The organism is Polynucleobacter sp. AP-Sanab-80-C2 (assembly GCF_035012965.1).
Lineage (GTDB): Bacteria > Pseudomonadota > Gammaproteobacteria > Burkholderiales > Burkholderiaceae > Polynucleobacter.
On sequence record NZ_JAYGQS010000001.1, the window covers coordinates 1 to 18,567 of the forward strand.

The window sequence follows — 18,567 nt, forward strand, 5'->3', positions numbered from 1 at the left end:
CGACACAAATTTGAGCTTTTCATCCATCTTCGTACTTTCATTCCACGGCATAGAGTGGTCCCTCCTATGCCAAAAACTGTAAAGTATGTGTCCGGTATAAAGTGTTAACTATGTGTCGAGTCGTACAACTATGCCTCGCTCTGCGGGGCTTTTTCATTTTCCCCTTAGGCAGCGACTGATAAGCCGTTGACCTTATGGTTTTTAATGAAAGAGGCAATTAAGCCGGATTGTTTAGCGTCTTGCACAAATCTAGATAAGAACTCAATCGACTGAAGATTTTCTTTGGCCGTTGCTATACCTTGTTGCACGGCCATGAATTGCCCATCTAATACTGTAGATCCAGGCAATCTTTTGGAATCCTTAATTAAACCCGTCTTAAGCCCTGCCAGCGCATCAAGCTTTTCATTAAAAAATAAATCTACACTTGCCTCTAGGGTATCGGCATGAACTAAGGATGCATTTTTAATATTACGAACGAGCCACAGGTCATAGGCGCTCTTCTTAAATGAGGCGATGCGGATCCCAGGTGTATCAACGTCCTCAATTGCATTAAGTGGCGAGTTAGGCGGAACCAAGTAAGTGGCCTCAATCTCAACATAAGCCGGTGCAAAAGTAATCTTTTGTGCGCGATCAGGATCAGATCCTACTAAACCAATCCCACAAATTCCTTTTGCTACTGCTTCGACTAACTCACCTTGAGTATCAAAAGGTATCAATTGAATTTTCACATTCAATGATTTAGCAATTGCATACGCTAAGTCAGGTGAAACACCTTCTGGATTCCCCTGATTATCTTTACTGGTCACAAGTAAAAAATTACCCAAATAAATACCCGCTTTTAAGGCTCCATTGGGGGCAAGCTGGTTAATGACTTCGTTATTCATGTAGCCTATCAATCAGATAATTCGCTCACTAAATTTTTTCATTGCAGCCTCAGATAGGGTCAAGCCTAATCCAGGCTGCTCTTTTAATTTCATCACGCCATTTTTAATCACTGGCGGCTCTTCAAATAACTCTGCCTGTAATGGATCACGCTCCGGATCAGTAAAGGCTTCAACGATGCAGCCTGCTGGACTACCCGCAACAATATGTGCATGTATGAAGCAATCATGATGTGGTGCAACTTGAACATGATTTAACTCGCACAGACCAGCCATTTTGCGTCCTTCAGTAAAGCCTCCAAACATGGTGCAATCAAATTGTAGTATCTGAATTGCTTGCTCTTCAATCATCGCACGGCAACCATAGCTAGTGACTTCACTCTCCCCACCAGACAGGGGAATACGTGTTTTATTGGATAGGAGTTTCAGAGCCCTACGATCATCTTCCCATCTCACTGGCTCTTCTAGCCATCGAGGGTTTAGAGGCTCTAGTAATTGGGCGCCTTTAATTGCAGTCTCTAAATCCCAGGCGCGATTTACGTCAATCATGAGGTCTTTTTTATCTCCAATGACCTCTCTAATGAGCGCCATACGCTCAATGTCTCTTTCTAGCGGCAAGCCACCAACCTTTGCCTTAAACCCAGTATGGCCCTGCTCAACTAGTTTTTGCACCTCATCGCGTAGCTCAGCATCATCTTTTCCATCACGATAATAACCACAGGTGACATAGGCGGGTACTTCACTACGAAAGCCTCCAAAAATTCTATACAAAGGCAAACCCGCAGTCTTGCCAACAATATCCCAAAGTGCAATATCAATTGCTGAGGAAATTCTGATGACCGCCTCCCTAGACCAGCCCTTTTCACTTGCCATTCTGCTTGTAGTTAAAGCAAATAATTTTTTGTAAACACGCTCGGGCGCTAAGGGATCTTCGCCAATAATTAAATCTCCAATACCAGACTTAAATGCTTTGACGGCAAAATCAATGGGGGTATAGCTTGTAGCCAACCCAAAGCCATCAATACCCTCATCCGTATAAATACGTACTAGGATTTCATTGGCAGTTGGAACGATAAAGTGACTTACCCAATGCGGTCTACCTGATTGAGGGGCTTTAAGAGTGAAGACTTCAAGACGTGTAATTTTCATAATCAAATTTTTAATTAAAGAGAAGCATTATTCATCAATAGAAGCGCCAGATTCGGCGATAATTTTTTTCCAGCGCACAGATTCTGCGGCTATCATTTTGGTAAATTCTGCAGGTGATGCGGTCGGTGCAATGTCCAGACCTTTCTCAGTCATATTGTCACGAAAATCTTTACTATTGAGCGCCTTTTGAATGTCGCTATGTAACTTAGTAATAACATCTTTAGGCGTTCCAGCCGGAGCCAAAATTCCAACCCACATATCAGGATTGAACCCCGGCACAGTATCAGCAATAGGAGGAATTTCTGGAGCTAGTGGAGATCTTGTTACAGAAGTAATTCCAAGAGCGCGTAATCTGCCATCCTTAATCAGGGGTAATGCCAGCGGCAGACTTGAAAAATTCATTGGTACTTGGCCCGATACTGTATCCATTGCTGAGGCAGCCGCCCCTTTGTAAGGGACATGAACAATATTTGTCTTGGTGAGGTACTTAAACAAGTCAAACAATAAATGGTTAGGCGTGCCATTTCCAGCTGACCCATAAAAAAGCTCACCAGGTCTGGCCTGAGCATAGGTAATTAACTCTTTAACTGTTTTGGGTGGGAACAATGGATTGGTAACCAGAACATATGGAGCCCTTACTATGGGCGCTACCGGCTCAAAATCTTTTTGTGCATCAAATCCAGTATTTTTATAAAGATATGGATTAATAACGATGGTATTTCCTAAAGCAAGCAAAAGTGTGTAGCCGTCTTTAGGTGCCTTAGCAACATATTGGGCTGCAATATTTCCACCGGCGCCAGGTCGGTTGTCAACAATGAAGGGAACCTTAAGCATATCGGTCAATTTCTGCGCAATTGCCCTCCCAGTGATATCGTTAGCTCCGCCTGGAGCCTGGGTCAAAATGAAGGTAACCTGTTTGTTAGGGTAACTACTTGCTGATTGAGCGTAAACGTTAAAACTCAATAACAATGAGGTTGAGACACACAATAATAGTCGTAACATGTAGGCTCCAGTATCTAAATGATTGTTCTAGATTATGAGCCATAAATCGGAAATTTCAATCTTTACAAAAACAACATCGGGCTAAGGATAGTTTTGTCCGTTTACCCAAAAAAACAGTGTTGATACGACCCAAAATCCACCTCAACCCAATCGACACCACAGAATCTACTACTTATCTCATGCCACTTTCCAGGTAGTTTTAGACCAATATCTAAATTACTGTTTTAGAGAAATTTCACGTCTTTAAATCCGTTAGGCGCGAGTTTGAAAACGAAGTTTTGGCGCAGTCAATATCGCCCGACCCACCAAGATGTAGAGGGCTTTAAAGGCGAAATACTTTTGAAGCCTTTCTCTTTTTAGCTCTTGTTTGGCACGGGGCTAGCATTTTAGATAAGCAATAACTATTTACATCATTAATAATGTGGCTCAAATAAAAAACCACCTTAAGTTTTCACTCAAAGTGGTTAAACCCGTAAGGATCGGGTATGCCGAATTATTATTTTTTTCTTAAAAAGACGGGAATATCGCCTTCATAAACATTGGCGTTTACTTTTGCTTGCTCAACACAAGGTTGCTCCTTGTAATCACTCAATTCAATATCTAAGGCTTTAGCATAAATTTGGGCGTTGGATAAGGTATTCTCTGGCACTTGCTGGTACCCCAACAGTTCTCCATTTTCTATACGAACGATCTCAAAAATTTTTAATCCGCAAGTGCTGGCTGCTGCAGACAATGTCAGGCCCCGTATCTCCCGTGCACTACGAAGATGCCTGCCAATCTGCTTAAAGGATTGAATTTCTGCTAAGTTCATAAAAACCCATACAAATGTAGGCTCTTATGTTCGCCCTCGCTGTAGTCCTAGTCAATTAGCCCTGAGGCTAATGAGAGAGAGGTAGCTCCACAATGAATCGTGCGCCGCTACCAAAGGCATCCTCATAATGAATAGAACCTCGATATCTAGTGACAATGTGCTTGCAAAGCCATAGGCCTAGACCCATTCCAGTCTGCTTGGTGGTACTTAACAGCTCAAATAGTTGAGGTTTAAATTCAGTAGGTACGCCCCCGCCATTATCAGAAATGCTTAATTTGACCGAATGTCCAGATCTCATGGCCTCTATAGCAATACGACGCTGGAGTGTTCCTGAATTAGCCAAAGCCTGCGTGGCGTTGTTCACAAGATTCAATATCACCTGCTCAATTTCAGCTGGGTTAACCTTCACTGCTAAGTCATCATCTACCTTTAACTGAATTTGGATATTCTTTGACTTTAGCTCTGGCCTCACAATATCTAGTACCTTAGAAATGGAATCGCCTAATTGAACATCCTGAGCATTCAAATCACCCTCAGTAAATATTGACCTCAAAGATTTGACAATCGTAGCGGCTCTCTTGTTGTCCTCTTCCAAGGAATCTAAAATTTCTTTACCCAACTCCGGATTGAGGACTCCTTTTTCTAATTTCATTTTGAGAAACTGGATATTCAGATTAGATGCTCCAAGAGGTTGATTGAGTTCATGAGCAATTGATGCCGATAAAGCACCAGTAGCGGCCGTTTTATTGGCTTTCATCAGCCCATAAATCAAACGCTCTTTATCTTTTAAGAGCTCGGTGATTTCCTCGTTTTCTTCTCTTGTTTTCTCAAGCGTATTAGCAATTTGATTTTCTTTTGTGATTTGTTTTTCTAAATAAAAACTGCCTAGAGCCACATATACCAATATCGTACTGCCATAGCCAATCCATAAAAGCGTTAAAGCCACTGCATCTTGGGCATACAAAAAGAAATTGGTTTGAGTACTACCAATTAACACCCAAAGAGTTCTGACAATTTCTCCGAATAAGGTTAATACTGATAAAAAAATAAGCCACTTTACAACCACTGTTCGGTCTTTTTTGTAATACTTCCTCAACTCCCATATTTGCCAGATTAAAAATAGCTCTTGAGTAATAGTAATTAAGGCAACGCGATGCTTAAAGGTATCTGGAATTACCCGCAAGTAATCATAGAAAAAGAAAATAAAGATCGAAATAATTGATACAAGCAAAGCTTGAAACTTAGTAAAAGGCCGTTTATTCCATGAACGATATAAAAATATCAGGAGGAGAACTGAAACAATAAATGAGCTATTTGCAATTGTGAGAAAAAACTGATGAAACCACAAGGCAATTCCAAAACAAAAGGAAGAGAGTGAAAAAAGGCCGACACTCATTGGCCAATAGATGCTGAAATCACCTTTTTCATTGGCACGATATTGATACAAGGCGCTTAAAAATAATCCCAGGCCAATGAGCGAAAAAACAATAAAAAAGATTTGATTAGCGACTTCCATCACTGAATATTACATATAGCAGACTGAAATGTCGCTTAAAAAGGGGCCCCGCTTGAGGATCCTTGCAATGAAGGGCTGTTGTAACAAAGGCATAGAAGATGAGATCTGATTAGCTATAGGGCTAATATCCTCAGCCTATACTTTGATTTAAATTGACCTAATTAGCTAAATATAAACCCTCTCTTTATGACTAAATCTGGCCACATTTTCATAATCGATGACGATGACTCAATGCGCATTTCACTCTCCAGAATGTTGAGCGAGGTAGGCTATACCGTAGATCATTACCAATCTGGCATCAATTTTTTAAAAGAATCTCTCCCAATCTCTCCAGCAGTGATTCTTTTGGATATGCAAATGCCTGATATGTCTGGAGTTGAACTGCAGCAGCAATTGTTAGCCCTGGGTCGCAGAACACCTATTATTTTTATTAGCGGACAAAGTCATCCCCATCAAATTGTTTCTAGTCTTAAAAATGGTGCCATAGATTTTTTATTTAAACCATTCAAACTCGAAGATCTATTAATTGCCTTGAGCAAGGCGCTTGAGCTAGATAAGCAACAACTGGTTCAATTATCCAAAGAGTTAGATATCAAACAATGTTTTCTCACTCTAACGCCAAGGGAAAAAGAGGTTTGCTCTTTATTGGTTAGAGGCTTATTAAACAAAGAAATTGCTGTTGAGCTAGGCACGGTTGATGCCACGATCAAAGTGCACAAGGCAAGAGTGATGGAGAAAATGCATGCGGACTCTATACAAGCCCTAGTGAGAATGTATCTTGAGGCAGATTTAGTTAATGCTTAGATAAAAAATCTGGCAAGAGTAAAAAAAGTCATTCCCAATAATATGGTTGCCAAGATGCTGTTGGTTACTAAAAACCCAATCACTCCGCCAATGGCACCAAATAGTTGGGGTGAATACAGGTTTAATTCAAATAGTTGGGTTACTGGATCTTTTGTAAATAGTACGTCTGGCAAAACAATGGCAATGAGAGCCGCAGTAGGTGCATAGCGCAAAAACTCATGAATACTTCTGGGAATGGGAAATTTTGAGCCCACTAAAAGAATAGAGCCCCTACTCAGTATGCTCACTAGCATCAAGCCAAAAAAGGCAATCCATAAGTCCACTGTATTCATGCATTCCTCTTTTGAGATTGCTTGTCTACCAATACCGCAGCCATCACACCAGCAATCACTGAGCAAACAATCGTTAAACGATATGGCAGATTGATAGTTAAGATACAAGTGCCAGCAGCTGCTAATGCTGAGATAACAGCAGTTTTATGTTTAATGGCAGGAATGATCAAGGCCAGCAATGCTAGCGGTCCAGCAAAGCCAAGGCCCCAAGAGATCGGAATATGGGATCCAAAAAAAATGGCAATTAATGCGCCTATCTGCCAAAAAAACCAATGCGCTAGAACCATTCCCATGAAATAGAGCAGCTCAACTTGGCTCCCTTGAGGGTTATCTGGCGAAGGAAACTTTTCTACAAATTTTGCGAAACTCATATCGGTGTTTAAGCTCCCGATACCCAGTCTTTGCCAGAAAGAATAACGTTTAAAGTGAGGTTGAAGGACTGCGCTAAAAATAACAAAACGCGACATCACAATCAATGCAGTCAGCCAAACAGTCCAAAAGGGATAATCTCCAGCGATCAATGGCATCACCGCCAATTGCGAAGATCCTGCATAAACGAGGATGTTGAACCAAAATGTATTTACCGGGCTCAGTCCCGCGCCCAGCAAGCTAATACTCGTGACTAAGGACCAAGCAATAATCCCCGGAGATGACTCGAGCATCACTTTTAAACCCTGAACAAAAGGGGGTCGTTGGAAAAATTTCAAGGAAGTTAAATACTGTATTTAGCGGATTGGATAGTGACTCAATCGTGAGTTTCTATTCCCACTCAATCGTTGCCGGTGGTTTGCCGCTGATATCGTAGACAACGCGATTGATGCCACGCACTTCATTGATGATGCGATTGGAAACTTTGCCTAGTAACTCATGTGGCAAGTGAGCCCAATGGGCCGTCATAAAGTCTTGCGTTTGCACTGCTCGAAGTGCCACAACATATTCATAAGTTCTGCCATCACCCATGACACCAACCGATTTCACCGGCAAGAAGACGGCGAAAGCCTGACTGGTCAGGTCATACCAGGACTTCTGGCTAGCTTCATCAATCGTGCTGCGCAATTCTTCTATGAAGATCGCATCAGCGCGTTGCAGCAAGTCTGCAAACTCTGCTTTGACTTCACCCAAAATGCGCACACCCAAACCTGGTCCTGGGAAAGGGTGACGATAGACCATCTCACGCGGCAGACCTAAAGCAACGCCCAGCTCGCGTACCTCATCTTTAAATAACTCACGCAATGGCTCTAGCAATTTGAGATGCATATCTTCAGGCAGGCCACCAACGTTATGGTGACTCTTAATCGTATGCGCGCCCTTCTTACCTTTACCGGCAGACTCAATCACGTCTGGATAAATAGTTCCCTGAGCTAACCACTGAGCATTTTTGATCTTGCCGGACTCAGTCTGGAAGATTTCAACGAATTCTTTACCGATGATTTTTCGCTTCGCTTCGGGATCAGAAACGCCTGCTAACTTACCCATGAAAGTATTTTTTGCATCGACACGAATGACTTTAACGCCCAGGTTACGTGCAAACATTTCCATGACCATGTCACCTTCGTTCAAACGAAGCAGGCCGTGATCAACAAACACGCAAGTCAGTTGATCGCCAATAGCACGATGGATTAAAGCGGCAGCAACACTCGAGTCAACACCACCAGACAGACCGAGGATAACTTCTTCATTACCCACTTGCTTGCGAATATTCTCAACCGCCTCGGCAATATAGTCACCCATGACCCAATCAGGCTTGCACTGGCAGATCTCATGCACGAAGCGCTCAAGAATAGCGGCACCTTGAATGGTATGGGTCACTTCTGGGTGAAACTGAAATGCATAGAAGCGGCGCTCTTCATGAGCCATACCCGCAATCGGGCAAGATTCAGTGGAAGCCATCAATTGAAAAGATGGCGGCATGTTGGTTACTGAATCACCATGACTCATCCACACCTTGAGAATGCCATGACCTTCACTAGTAGAAAAATCCTGAATGCCCTTGAGTAAGTTAGTGTGGCCATGAGCGCGCACTTCTGAGTAACCAAACTCACGTGCTTTACCCAATGACTCAGCTGAAGCCACTGCACCTCCCAATTGGGTTGCCATGGTCTGCATGCCATAGCAAATCCCTAAAACGGGAACGCCTAATTCAAATACGATTTGTGGGGCACGCGGACTACCATCTTCGGTCACTGAGCTAGGACCGCCAGAGAGAATGATGCCTTTGCCACCCTGCTCTTGAATAAATTTGCGAATAAATTCTGGATCGCAATCGTAGGGGTGAATCTCTGAATACACGCGGGCATCACGCACACGCCTAGCAATTAATTGAGTTACTTGTGAACCAAAGTCGAGAATCAGTATTTTGTCGTGCACGAAAGAATCAGTCTTTAATTCAGCCTTAATTTCAGCTTTTATTTAGTTATTAATCAATGTGGTAATTCGGCGCTTCCTTGGTGATCTTCACATCATGTACGTGTGACTCGCGCACACCAGCTGATGTAATTTCCACAAAATTGGCTTTTTCATGAAGCTCGGCAATCGTCTTGCACCCAAGGTAACCCATGGAAGAACGAATGCCGCCAGTGAGCTGATGCAAGATTGCAAGCACACTCCCTTTATATGGCACTTGGCCTTCTATACCTTCTGGTACCAGCTTCTCAGCATTGGCAACAATATCACTCTGGAAGTATCTATCAGCAGAGCCATCGGCCATTGCCCCTAAAGAACCCATGCCACGATAACTCTTGTAGGAACGTCCTTGGTACAGAAACACCTCGCCAGGAGCTTCTTCAGTACCGGCAAACATACCGCCCATCATCACAGAACTGGCACCAGCTGCTAACGCTTTAGCCACATCACCAGAGTAACGGACGCCGCCGTCAGCAATCAAAGGAATGCCTGTGCCTTTTAATGCAGTAGCCACATTCACAATCGCTGTAATTTGAGGAACACCTACACCCGCAACAATCCGAGTCGTACAAATAGAGCCAGGACCAATACCAACTTTCACGCCATCAGCACCATGATCGGCTAATGCTTTAGCAGCTTCACCGGTAGCAATATTGCCGCCGATCACTTGCACATGGGGGTAATTTTTCTTAACCCATTTGACACGATCTAAAACACCTTGGCTATGGCCATGAGCGGTATCCACCACAATGACATCGACACCAGCGCGCACTAAGAGCTCAATACGTTCGTCGTTATCAGGACCTACCCCTACGGCTGCACCAACCCGTAACTTACCCTCGCCATCCTTACACGCATTAGGATGCTCGGTGGCTTTCAAAATATCTTTCACCGTGATCAAGCCGCGTAATTCAAATTGATCATTGACTACTAAAACACGCTCTAGGCGATGCTGACTCATCAAGCGCTTAGCCTCTTCCAGCGTGCAACCTTCTTTAACAGTCACCAAACGCTCACGCGGAGTCATCTTGGTTTTGACAGGGGCATCTAAATCTTCTTCAAACCGTAAATCGCGGTTGGTAATGATTCCAACCACTTCTTTACCGGTCAAGACAGGAAATCCAGAAAAACCATGTTCGCGTGAAAGCTGAATCACTTGACGTAGAGTGACATCAGGACCAATCGTGATGGGATCCCGTAGAACACCAGATTCATAGCGCTTTACTTTTGCCACTTCACGCGCCTGCTCTGCAGGCTTGAGGTTTTTATGAATAATGCCGATACCACCTTCACTGGCCATGGCAATCGCCAAACGACCTTCTGTGACGGTATCCATTGCAGCGGACACTAATGGTGTATTAAGTGAAATATCCCGAGTTAACTTACTTGCCAAGCTGGCATCTCGAGGGAGCACCGCAGAATAGGCCGGTACGAGGAGCACATCGTCAAAAGTGAGTGCTTTTTGAATGAGTCGCATGCAAAACCCCTAATCGCAAAAACAGATTATAGCCTCCTAGCCTTCCTTTTGGCTGCCGCTGCCTGGAATTTGGCGTCCTGGTTCTGGTTTGCCTTTTTGCGCCGGACCGCCTTAGGGTCAATTAATAAGGGGGAGTAGAGCTCTAAGCGATCTCCGGCATAAATTGGGCTATCCCACTCCTTACGTTTTCCAAAAACGCCGTAACAGCCCTTTCTAGCCAAAGCCGGGTCTGCTTGATCCACCACTAAGCCAGCTTTTAGGAGTGCCAAGCCCACTGTCGGGGTTTCAGTAGGGGTGAGGACCAGTTGAAAAGGACTGAGTATCGGATTGCCTTGCCTAGCATCACAAATCCAGATCTCCATCATGCGATTAGCCATACAGCTCTTCTGCGCGCTTTACAAAACAATCCACAAATGTCCCTGCAATGTGTCCAAACACAGGTCCAATGATCTTATCCAGAATCATGCTCTTAAATTCCCAATGGAGCTTAAATTCCACCTTACAAGCATCTTCTCGCAAAGGAATGAAATTCCACTGCCCTGAAAAATGTTTGAATGGCCCATCCACAAAAACCATATCAATGGTCTCAGGGCGATGGTTCACATTGCGAGTATGAAAGTACTGATTAATGCCCTTGAAATTGATATTGATTTTGGCATCCAAAACGGTTTCGGTTTGCTCAAAAATTTCTACCCCACCACACCAAGGTAAAAACTCTGGGTAACGCGCTACATCGGTCACCAAACCATACATTCGGTCGGCTGATTGGCCAATTAAAACGGTCTTGTAGACGTCTGCCATAATCGATCTTGGAAGCTAAATAAATATGAGTATCGTCGATAACAAAAAAGCCTTCTTTGATTATTTTATCGAGGAACGCTTTGAGGCAGGGCTAGTGCTAGAGGGCTGGGAAGTAAAAGCCATCCGAGCTGGTCGCGTGCACGTCAAAGAAGCCTATGTCGTCATTCGCAAGGCGGAGCTTTTTCTGATCGGTTGCCACATTACTCCCCTGCTATCAGCCTCTACCCATATCGTTCCAGACAGCACCCGTACCCGAAAGCTTCTGCTAAATGCCATTGAGATCCGCAAATTGATCGGTAAGGTTGAGCAAAAGGGTTATACCCTCGTACCACTCAATCTGCACTTTTCCAAAGGCAATGTGAAGTGCGAAATCGGTCTGGCTAGGGGTAAAAAGCAACATGACAAGCGTGCTGCTACCAAGGAACGAGAGTGGGAAGTTCAAAAAGGCCGAATCGCGAGAGGCGATTTAAACGCTTAAAAGCCCAAAAACTGGGGTAGGATAGCCTAAAAGCTAATATCCGCGCTTTTATGCACTTATATAGTGCAATACAGCACCAAGCTGCTTCAAACCCCAAAGCTTATAACTCTTAAAGGCATTAGTTTGGTAACTATGAAATTGCCTTTTGACGAAATGCTGGATGCCGCTGGCAAAGCACGCCCTCACTACCAAGTTTTTCATAACTGGTTAAAGCAACAGAGCGACACGCTTATGGGTCTTAAGCGTGCTGAAGCTGACCTGATCTTTAGGCGCGTGGGCATTACATTCGCCGTCTACGGAGATGATCTAGGTTCTGAAAGAACCATTCCCTTTGATCAAATCCCCCGAATTTTCACTGCCAAAGAATGGCAGCAACTTGAAGCAGGTTTACGTCAACGCGTCAAAGCGCTCAATCGGTTTATTTATGACGTCTATCACGATGAAGACATCATCAAAGCTGGCATCGTTCCCGCTGAGCAAATTTTTAATAATGCGCAATATCGCCCAGAGATGCGTAACGTCAGTGTGCCACGGGATATCTATGCACAAATTGCTGGTATTGATATCGTGCGCGCAGGCGAAGGTGAGTTCTACGTTTTAGAAGATAACTTGCGCGTGCCTTCTGGCGTTTCTTATATGGTTGAAGATCGCAAGATGATGATGCGTCTTTTCCCGGACCTATTCCAAAAATATCGCATTGCTCCCGTAGAGCACTACCCCGACCTCTTATTGGAATGCCTCAAGTCTGTTAAGCCGGATGATGTTAAGAAACCAAATGTCGTGCTACTAACCCCTGGCATGTATAACTCTGCTTACTTTGAGCATAGCTATCTCGCCCAACAAATGGGGGTAGAACTAGTCGAAGGTAAGGACCTGTTTGTGAAGAATGAGCAAGTCTTCATGCGCACCACTCAAGGACCTGAGCGGGTAGATGTGATCTATCGGCGCGTTGATGATGACTTCTTAGATCCATTAGCCTTCCGCTCAGATTCGACCCTTGGGGTTGCAGGATTACTGTCTGCGTACCGCGCTGGCAATGTCACTTTAGCTAACGCTATTGGTACCGGTATTGCCGATGACAAATCAATTTATCCATACGTTCCAGAAATGATTGAGTTTTATCTCGGTGAAAAACCTATTCTGAATAACGTGCCTACCTTCCAGTGCCGCAAGACAGATGATTTAGCGTATACCTTAGCCAACTTGGAAAAGTTAGTAGTCAAACTGACTCATGGTGCTGGTGGCTATGGCATGTTAGTTGGCCCAGCTTCTACCAAAGCAGAGATTGAAGCATTTAGAACCCATCTCATCGCTAATCCAGATAAATACATTGCTCAACCTACGCTGGCACTTTCTACTTGCCCGACCTTTGTGGAATCGGGTGTTGCTCCCAGACATATTGATTTACGCCCTTTTGTACTCTCTGGAAAAACGATCAAGATGGTTCCCGGCGGCCTCACTAGGGTCGCCCTCAAAGAAGGTTCTTTGGTAGTGAACTCCTCCCAAGGTGGTGGCACTAAAGATACCTGGGTCTTAGAAGAATAAGAGGGATAGCAAAAAATGTTAAGTCGTACTGCAGACTGCTTATATTGGATGGCGCGTTATACAGAGCGTGCAGAAAATACTGCGCGCATGTTGGATGTGAATCACCAAACTTCTCTACTGCCACAGCCAGCAGAATTTCTAGAGCAAAGTTGGAAGAAGTTGCTCACCATCTCTAAGCTAGAAGATGCTTTCTTAAGTAAATATGATGTCGTCAATCGTGAAAATGTTTTGGATTTCATGATTTATGAAACCAGCAATCCTTCTAGCATTGTTTCTTGTTTATACGCTGCTCGTGAAAATGCTCGTGTGATTCGCGGCAAAATTACTTCTGAAGTTTGGGAAACCCAAAATACTACCTGGCTTGAGCTCCAACGCATCTTAGAGGCAAGACATCAAGCCGACCCCAGCAGATTATTAGAGTGGGTAAAACATCGCTGCCACCTTTTTAGAGGCGTGATGCACGGCACGATGCTCAAGAATGAAGCTTTCTACTTTATTAACGTTGGCACTCTACTAGAGCGCGCTGATAATACTGGCCGTATTCTAGAAACCAAGTACGAGGATCAGGCTACCCTCAAAGTATTGAGCACTCAAAAGAATCCCGATGATAGTTCAGATGGTGCATTCTTTGATTTTTATCATTGGGCTGCTCTGCTGCGCTCAGTCTCTGCATTTGAGATCTACCGTCAGATCTATTCTGATCAAGTTACTCCAAAGCAAGTTGCTCAACTCTTGATTTTTAATAAACAAATGCCACGTTCATTAGTTTGCTGTGTCAATGAATTAATTCCTTTAGTTTCTGAAGTGAAGAATCAACAATCCAAAGAAATTGAACGCTTACTGGGTAAACTCAAAGCAAGCTTAGATTACTCAGACATTGATGAAGTCTTTGAACAAGGTCTTGAAGAGTTTATTGAAGTCTTCCTTGAGCGCATCAACCATATTGCCGATGAGTTTAGTAACGCTTATCTCATCCCATTGGCTGTTGCCTAAGACTTCGTAAAGAATATATGCATCTGAAAATTCGTCATCGCACTGAGTATCGCTATGAAACACCAGTGCGCTATTCCATTCAAGAGCTGCGTCTGACACCCCCGACAACTGCAGGCCAGCAAATCGATAAGTGGAAAATCAGTACGCCCATTAAGGCATCAAGCTCCATCGATACCTTTGGCAACTTCTATAGTGTATTTGTGCAGGAATCGCCTTATACGTCCATGATGATTGAAGCGGAGGGTGAAGTGCATACCCAAGATGCCTTTGAGTTTAAGGATGATGCAAAAGCGGTCTCCCCTTATTATTTGCTGCAGCAAACCAATCTCACTGAACCCCCAGATGAAATGCTGGGCTACTTTGCATCAAGTCTGCCCAAGAAAAATTCGGTGGATGAGGTTTTAAAATTGGCTACTGCAGTTCAACAAGCAATTGGGTATGTTCCAGGTCAAACGACCTTTGCCACTACTGCTGCCCAATCCTTTGCCCTAAAATCTGGTGTATGCCAAGATCATGCACACGTTATGCTCGGTCTTTGTAGAGCCTCAAATATTCCGGCGCGCTATGTGAGTGGCTATTTCTTTGCTGAAGAATCTCCTAATCTTGCTAGCCATGCTTGGATCGATTTTTGCAGCGATATTGAAAAAGGGATTTGGATCAGCGTAGATATTACCCATGCCTGCCTGATTGATGCGCGCCATATACGCCTAGCGATTGGTCGCGACTATTACTCCGCAGCACCAGTCAAAGGTGTTCGTACCGGTGGGGGCGGCGAGGAGCTCAGCGCAAACATCTCGATTCAGCAGCTACCCTAAATCCTGATCGATATTTAAGAGATAATCCTAGATAATTATTAAGAGGATATGGGTATATGACATATTGCGTTGGGCTTTGCCTCAAAGATGGTCTAGTCTTTTTATCCGACACCCGCACCAATGCTGGGGTAGATCAAATTGGTACATTCAGGAAAATGACCTTGTTCCAAAAGGACAATGATCGTTTCTTTGCCTTAATGAGTGCTGGCAATCTTGCAATTACCCAAGCTGTCAAAGAAATACTCCTGCAAGGTCAACTACTGAATGGCAAAAATCTTTGGACTGCTGAAAATACGCATGATGCAGCAGCAGTGATTGGCGATGCCATCAAACAGGTGTATGAACGTGATCATGTAGCCCTTGAAAAAGCGGGCATTGACTTCAACTGCAACCTCATTTTTGGCGGTCAAGTCAAAGGAGAGAGGCCGCGTCTTTTTAATATTTACTCTGCTGGTAATTTTATTGAAGCTACCCCAGAAACTTGCTACTTCCAGATTGGCGAATCCAAATACGGTAAACCCATTCTCGATAGAGTCCTGAATTTTTCTACTCCGCTTAATTTAGCAACAAAGTGTGCCTTGATTTCGATGGACTCAACTCTAAATAGCAATATTTCTGTTGGTTTGCCTCTAGATCTATTGGTATACGAAAAGAACTCTCTCAAAGCCAGCAAACTGGTAACGATGGATGAATCAAACCCCTACTTCCAAATGATTCATCAGCTCTGGGGCGAAAAATTACGCGCAGCCTTCAACTCGATATCAGAACCTAGTTGGAGCGGCGCCCATAAATCGAGCGCTATCTCAGCGCCCGCCAAGAAAATGGGTGCAGTGCCTATCAATCATCAACCACCAAAAGCAAAAATGGTGAAATCCTCAGCTAAAGCAACGAGGAATCCTAAGAAAACTTCAAACGCTAAGCGAAAGCCTACGAAGAAGTCGTAATCCTTTAGCTTAGCCTGAGAAGATTTCACTGATCTCAATGAGATTGAGATCAGGATCGCGTACATATACGGAATGGATTTTTGAAATGGCACCCGTACGCATCACAGGACCTTCAACAATGGGCCAAGCTTCTTTTTCAAGCTTTGCAATGACCTCGCCTAAGGATCGCTCAGCAATAAAACAAAGGTCTAATGCTCCTGGAGTTGGAATATTGGCTTTAGGCTCGAACTCTTTGCCTTTGATGTGCAAATTAATTTTTTGATTGCCGAATTTAAAAGCCTTACGCTCAACTGGCGGAGTGCCGCCGATGAAAGATTCGAGTGTCATCCCCATCACGCGCGTATAGAAGTCAATGCAAGCAGTTTCGTTTGCTGTGGTCAGAACTAAATGGTCTAAATGATCAATCATCTTCCCTCCACATCTATTACTGACGCAGCTCTTTGACATACTCTGGCGCTTGATGCAAATCACAAGTACGCCCTGCTTTGGCAACCTGACCAGGAACACTGTGACCAACAATAGCAGGCAACTTCCGAGCAATCGCTAACAAGTTTGGAATATTCATGCCGGTGTCATAACCCATTGCATCGAGCATATGAATCGCATCTTCACTTGATATATTGCCGCTAGCCCCAGGTGCATATGGGCAACCTCCAAGACCACCAAGCGAGCCATCAAATCTGGTAATACCTGATTGCACTGCTGCCAGCACATTGGCTAAGCCCATACCTCTCGTATTATGAAAATGCATCGTGATCTGCGTTTCTGGGAAACGCTTTTGTATCAACTCCGACATGCTGATTACTTGTGCAGGATTTGCCATACCAGTGGTATCGCAAATCGTGAGGCCACGGACACCAAGATCAGCAAAGCGCTGTGCAAACTCTTCAACAACCTTCTGCGGCACATCACCCTCCATAGGGCAACCAAAGGAGGTGGATAAAGAAACGTTGATCGGCGTTCTACCATCGACATATTTGATCACCTCAGCTAAGCCAGTAAAACTCTTTTCGCGTGTCATGCGCAAATTGGCTAGGTTGTGGGTCTCAGAGGTAGACATCACTAGGTTAAATTCGTCAGCCTTCGATTCAAAGGCGCGCTCAGCACCTCGAAGATTGGGCACGAGCACTGTGTACTCAACACTAGGAACTCTCTTAATTCTGCCCATCACCTCTTCGGCATCTCTGAGCATTGGAATCGCTTTAGGAGAAGTAAATGAAGTCACTTCGATCTTGGCAAAGCCACATTGACTGAGCTCATCGATTAAGCGAACTTTGTCATCAGTCGGAATGAAGTTGGGCTCTATCTGAAAGCCATCGCGTGTCACCACGTCATTAAAGTAAATTCTAGTCATTGTTATCTGTATTTATTCTCTGTGCTTGTTTTGCATTTATTTAGTGAAGGCGATGCCACGCTCTTTCAGTGAAGCAATTTGTGCATCACTTAATCCAATACCCCGTAATATCTCATCGGTATTTTGACCGATGTCTGGTGCCAGTGTTCTGATAGAGCCTGGCGTACGAGAAAGTTTTGGAATGACTCCTGGAACCTCAACCTTAGTGCCATCATGCATCTGAATAGTTTCAATATTTCTACGGGCTTTATAGTGTGGATCTTGTGCAATATCGGCGACGGTATAAATTCTGCCGGCAGGCACTGCTACAGCATCTAGAGCTTCTAATGCTTTATCTGTCGTTAAGGTTTTGGCCCATTCACCAATCGCCTGGTCAAGCTCTACAACCCGCTTAACTCGACCTTCATTATTTTCTAATTGCGGATCATTACCTAAATCATCCCGACCAATCAACTTCATGAGTCTTTTAAAGATACTATCGCCATTGCCTGCAACCAATACATAGCCAGCGTCCCCACAAAGATAAGCGTTAGTGGGTGCAATCCCAGGCAATGCGCTACCAGCAGCCTGCCTAACCTCTCCAAACGCACTGTATTCAGGTAGCAAGCTTTCCATGCAATTAAAGACGGCTTCGTAAAGAGCAATATCAATCACTTGACCTTCTCCACTTTGATGACGCTCTTGCAGTGCCAACAGAATTCCAATAACACCATGCAAAGAGGCCAAGGTATCGCCAATGCTAATGCCAACACGCACTGGGACCCTACCTGGTTCAGCAGTTAAATGACGTAAGCCACCCATGGCTTCTGCAACGACACCAAAGCCAGGCTTATCCCGATATGGACCAGTCTGGCCATAACCACTAATACGTAGAACAATTAAGCGCGGATTAATTTTGAGCAAATCTTGCGGATCAAGGCCCCAGCCCTCTAAGGTACCAGGACGAAAATTTTCAATGAGAACATCAGATTCTTTGACCAGAGCTCTCACAATCTCCTGCGCTTCTGTCTGCTTTAAATCCAAGGAAAGAGAACGCTTATTACGAGATTGGACTTGCCACCAAATAGAGGTGCCATCTTTTAACAAACGCCACTTACGCAAAGCATCCCCAAGTTTGGGTGGCTCAATCTTGACTACATCAGCGCCGAAGTCAGCCAATGTTTTAGCAGCAAATGGCCCAGCAATCAGCTGACCCATCTCAATCACTTTTAAACCCGATAACGGCTCCATAAGACAACCCTCTATAACTCCAAAAATAAGCT

The 18,567-nt window shown here is 44.1% G+C and carries 20 protein-coding genes; 6 read left to right on the forward strand and 14 right to left on the reverse strand.

Features of this window, described 5'->3' with window-relative positions:
• Nucleotides 1-164: 164 nt before the first annotated feature.
• The 5 genes from VC178_RS00005 to VC178_RS00025 form a co-directional block, all read right to left on the reverse strand.
• Complete coding sequence (locus VC178_RS00005; RefSeq protein ID WP_323481162.1) at nucleotides 165-884, reverse strand: transporter substrate-binding domain-containing protein; 720 nt, start codon at nucleotides 882-884, stop codon at nucleotides 165-167.
• Nucleotides 885-896: 12 nt separating this feature from the next.
• Nucleotides 897-2,030 carry a mandelate racemase/muconate lactonizing enzyme family protein gene (locus VC178_RS00010; RefSeq protein ID WP_323481163.1) on the reverse strand — a complete coding sequence of 378 codons (1,134 nt, stop codon included), beginning with the start codon at nucleotides 2,028-2,030 and terminating at the stop codon, nucleotides 897-899.
• Between the two features lie 27 nt (nucleotides 2,031-2,057).
• Nucleotides 2,058-3,032: a Bug family tripartite tricarboxylate transporter substrate binding protein gene (locus VC178_RS00015; RefSeq protein ID WP_215296575.1), complete on the reverse strand. Its 975-nt coding sequence runs from the start codon at nucleotides 3,030-3,032 to the stop codon at nucleotides 2,058-2,060.
• 496 nt (nucleotides 3,033-3,528) lie between these two features.
• Nucleotides 3,529-3,843 (reverse strand): hypothetical protein, encoded by a 315-nt coding sequence (locus tag VC178_RS00020; protein ID WP_323481164.1) that lies wholly within the window; start codon nucleotides 3,841-3,843, stop codon nucleotides 3,529-3,531.
• A gap of 67 nt (nucleotides 3,844-3,910) precedes the next feature.
• Entirely contained in the window at nucleotides 3,911-5,359 is a 1,449-nt protein-coding gene (locus tag VC178_RS00025; RefSeq protein ID WP_323481165.1) for a sensor histidine kinase, read from the reverse strand.
• A 186-nt stretch (nucleotides 5,360-5,545) separates the two neighbouring features.
• Here VC178_RS00025 and VC178_RS00030 point away from each other — a divergent pair, with 186 nt between their 5' ends.
• Entirely contained in the window at nucleotides 5,546-6,163 is a 618-nt protein-coding gene (locus tag VC178_RS00030; protein ID WP_216178274.1) for a response regulator transcription factor, read from the forward strand.
• Here the strand turns inward: VC178_RS00030 and VC178_RS00035 are convergent.
• From VC178_RS00035 to VC178_RS00060, 6 genes are read right to left on the reverse strand one after another with little or no spacing between them, the layout of a single operon-like run.
• Complete coding sequence (locus VC178_RS00035) at nucleotides 6,160-6,495, reverse strand: AzlD domain-containing protein (protein WP_323481166.1); 336 nt, start codon at nucleotides 6,493-6,495, stop codon at nucleotides 6,160-6,162. The genes VC178_RS00030 and VC178_RS00035 overlap by 4 nt on opposite strands.
• Complete coding sequence (locus tag VC178_RS00040; protein ID WP_323481167.1) at nucleotides 6,492-7,202, reverse strand: AzlC family ABC transporter permease; 711 nt, start codon at nucleotides 7,200-7,202, stop codon at nucleotides 6,492-6,494. Before VC178_RS00040 ends, VC178_RS00035 begins: the two co-directional genes overlap by 4 nt.
• 52 nt (nucleotides 7,203-7,254) lie before the next feature.
• Nucleotides 7,255-8,862: a glutamine-hydrolyzing GMP synthase gene (gene guaA / locus VC178_RS00045; protein WP_323481168.1), complete on the reverse strand. Its 1,608-nt coding sequence runs from the start codon at nucleotides 8,860-8,862 to the stop codon at nucleotides 7,255-7,257.
• Between the two features lie 49 nt (nucleotides 8,863-8,911).
• Entirely contained in the window at nucleotides 8,912-10,375 is a 1,464-nt protein-coding gene (gene guaB, locus VC178_RS00050) for an IMP dehydrogenase (protein WP_215296549.1), read from the reverse strand.
• 26 nt (nucleotides 10,376-10,401) lie between these two features.
• The gene (locus tag VC178_RS00055) at nucleotides 10,402-10,752 is read right to left on the reverse strand and encodes an RnfH family protein (protein ID WP_216178269.1); all 351 of its coding nucleotides are present in this window, start codon (nucleotides 10,750-10,752) and stop codon (nucleotides 10,402-10,404) included.
• On the reverse strand, nucleotides 10,745-11,176 hold the full coding sequence (locus VC178_RS00060; protein ID WP_216124265.1) for a type II toxin-antitoxin system RatA family toxin: 432 nt from the start codon (nucleotides 11,174-11,176) through the stop codon (nucleotides 10,745-10,747). Before VC178_RS00060 ends, VC178_RS00055 begins: the two co-directional genes overlap by 8 nt.
• Nucleotides 11,177-11,201: 25 nt before the next feature.
• On the opposite strand from VC178_RS00060, the gene smpB reads away from it, so the two are divergent.
• The 5 genes from smpB to VC178_RS00085 all read left to right on the forward strand — a co-directional run bounded on the left by smpB (nucleotide 11,202) and on the right by VC178_RS00085 (nucleotide 15,951).
• A complete protein-coding gene (smpB, locus tag VC178_RS00065; protein WP_071465370.1) occupies nucleotides 11,202-11,654 on the forward strand; it encodes an SsrA-binding protein SmpB in 453 nt (150 codons plus the stop codon).
• 132 nt (nucleotides 11,655-11,786) lie between these two features.
• Nucleotides 11,787-13,199, forward strand: coding sequence for a circularly permuted type 2 ATP-grasp protein (locus VC178_RS00070; protein ID WP_215319881.1), 1,413 nt, complete (start codon nucleotides 11,787-11,789; stop codon nucleotides 13,197-13,199).
• 15 nt (nucleotides 13,200-13,214) lie between these two features.
• Nucleotides 13,215-14,192: an alpha-E domain-containing protein gene (locus tag VC178_RS00075; protein WP_215296545.1), complete on the forward strand. Its 978-nt coding sequence runs from the start codon at nucleotides 13,215-13,217 to the stop codon at nucleotides 14,190-14,192.
• A gap of 17 nt (nucleotides 14,193-14,209) precedes the next feature.
• Complete coding sequence (locus VC178_RS00080) at nucleotides 14,210-15,007, forward strand: transglutaminase family protein (RefSeq protein ID WP_323481169.1); 798 nt, start codon at nucleotides 14,210-14,212, stop codon at nucleotides 15,005-15,007.
• A gap of 56 nt (nucleotides 15,008-15,063) precedes the next feature.
• The gene (locus VC178_RS00085; RefSeq protein WP_323481170.1) at nucleotides 15,064-15,951 is read left to right on the forward strand and encodes a peptidase; all 888 of its coding nucleotides are present in this window, start codon (nucleotides 15,064-15,066) and stop codon (nucleotides 15,949-15,951) included.
• A gap of 9 nt (nucleotides 15,952-15,960) precedes the next feature.
• On the opposite strand, the gene VC178_RS00090 is transcribed toward VC178_RS00085, so the two are convergent.
• From VC178_RS00090 to VC178_RS00100, 3 genes are read right to left on the reverse strand one after another with little or no spacing between them, the layout of a single operon-like run.
• Nucleotides 15,961-16,359: a VOC family protein gene (locus VC178_RS00090; RefSeq protein WP_323481171.1), complete on the reverse strand. Its 399-nt coding sequence runs from the start codon at nucleotides 16,357-16,359 to the stop codon at nucleotides 15,961-15,963.
• Nucleotides 16,360-16,375: 16 nt separating this feature from the next.
• Nucleotides 16,376-17,305, reverse strand: coding sequence for a hydroxymethylglutaryl-CoA lyase (locus VC178_RS00095; RefSeq protein WP_323481172.1), 930 nt, complete (start codon nucleotides 17,303-17,305; stop codon nucleotides 16,376-16,378).
• Between the two features lie 36 nt (nucleotides 17,306-17,341).
• Entirely contained in the window at nucleotides 17,342-18,535 is a 1,194-nt protein-coding gene (locus tag VC178_RS00100; protein ID WP_323481173.1) for a CaiB/BaiF CoA-transferase family protein, read from the reverse strand.
• Nucleotides 18,536-18,567 lie beyond the last annotated feature (32 nt).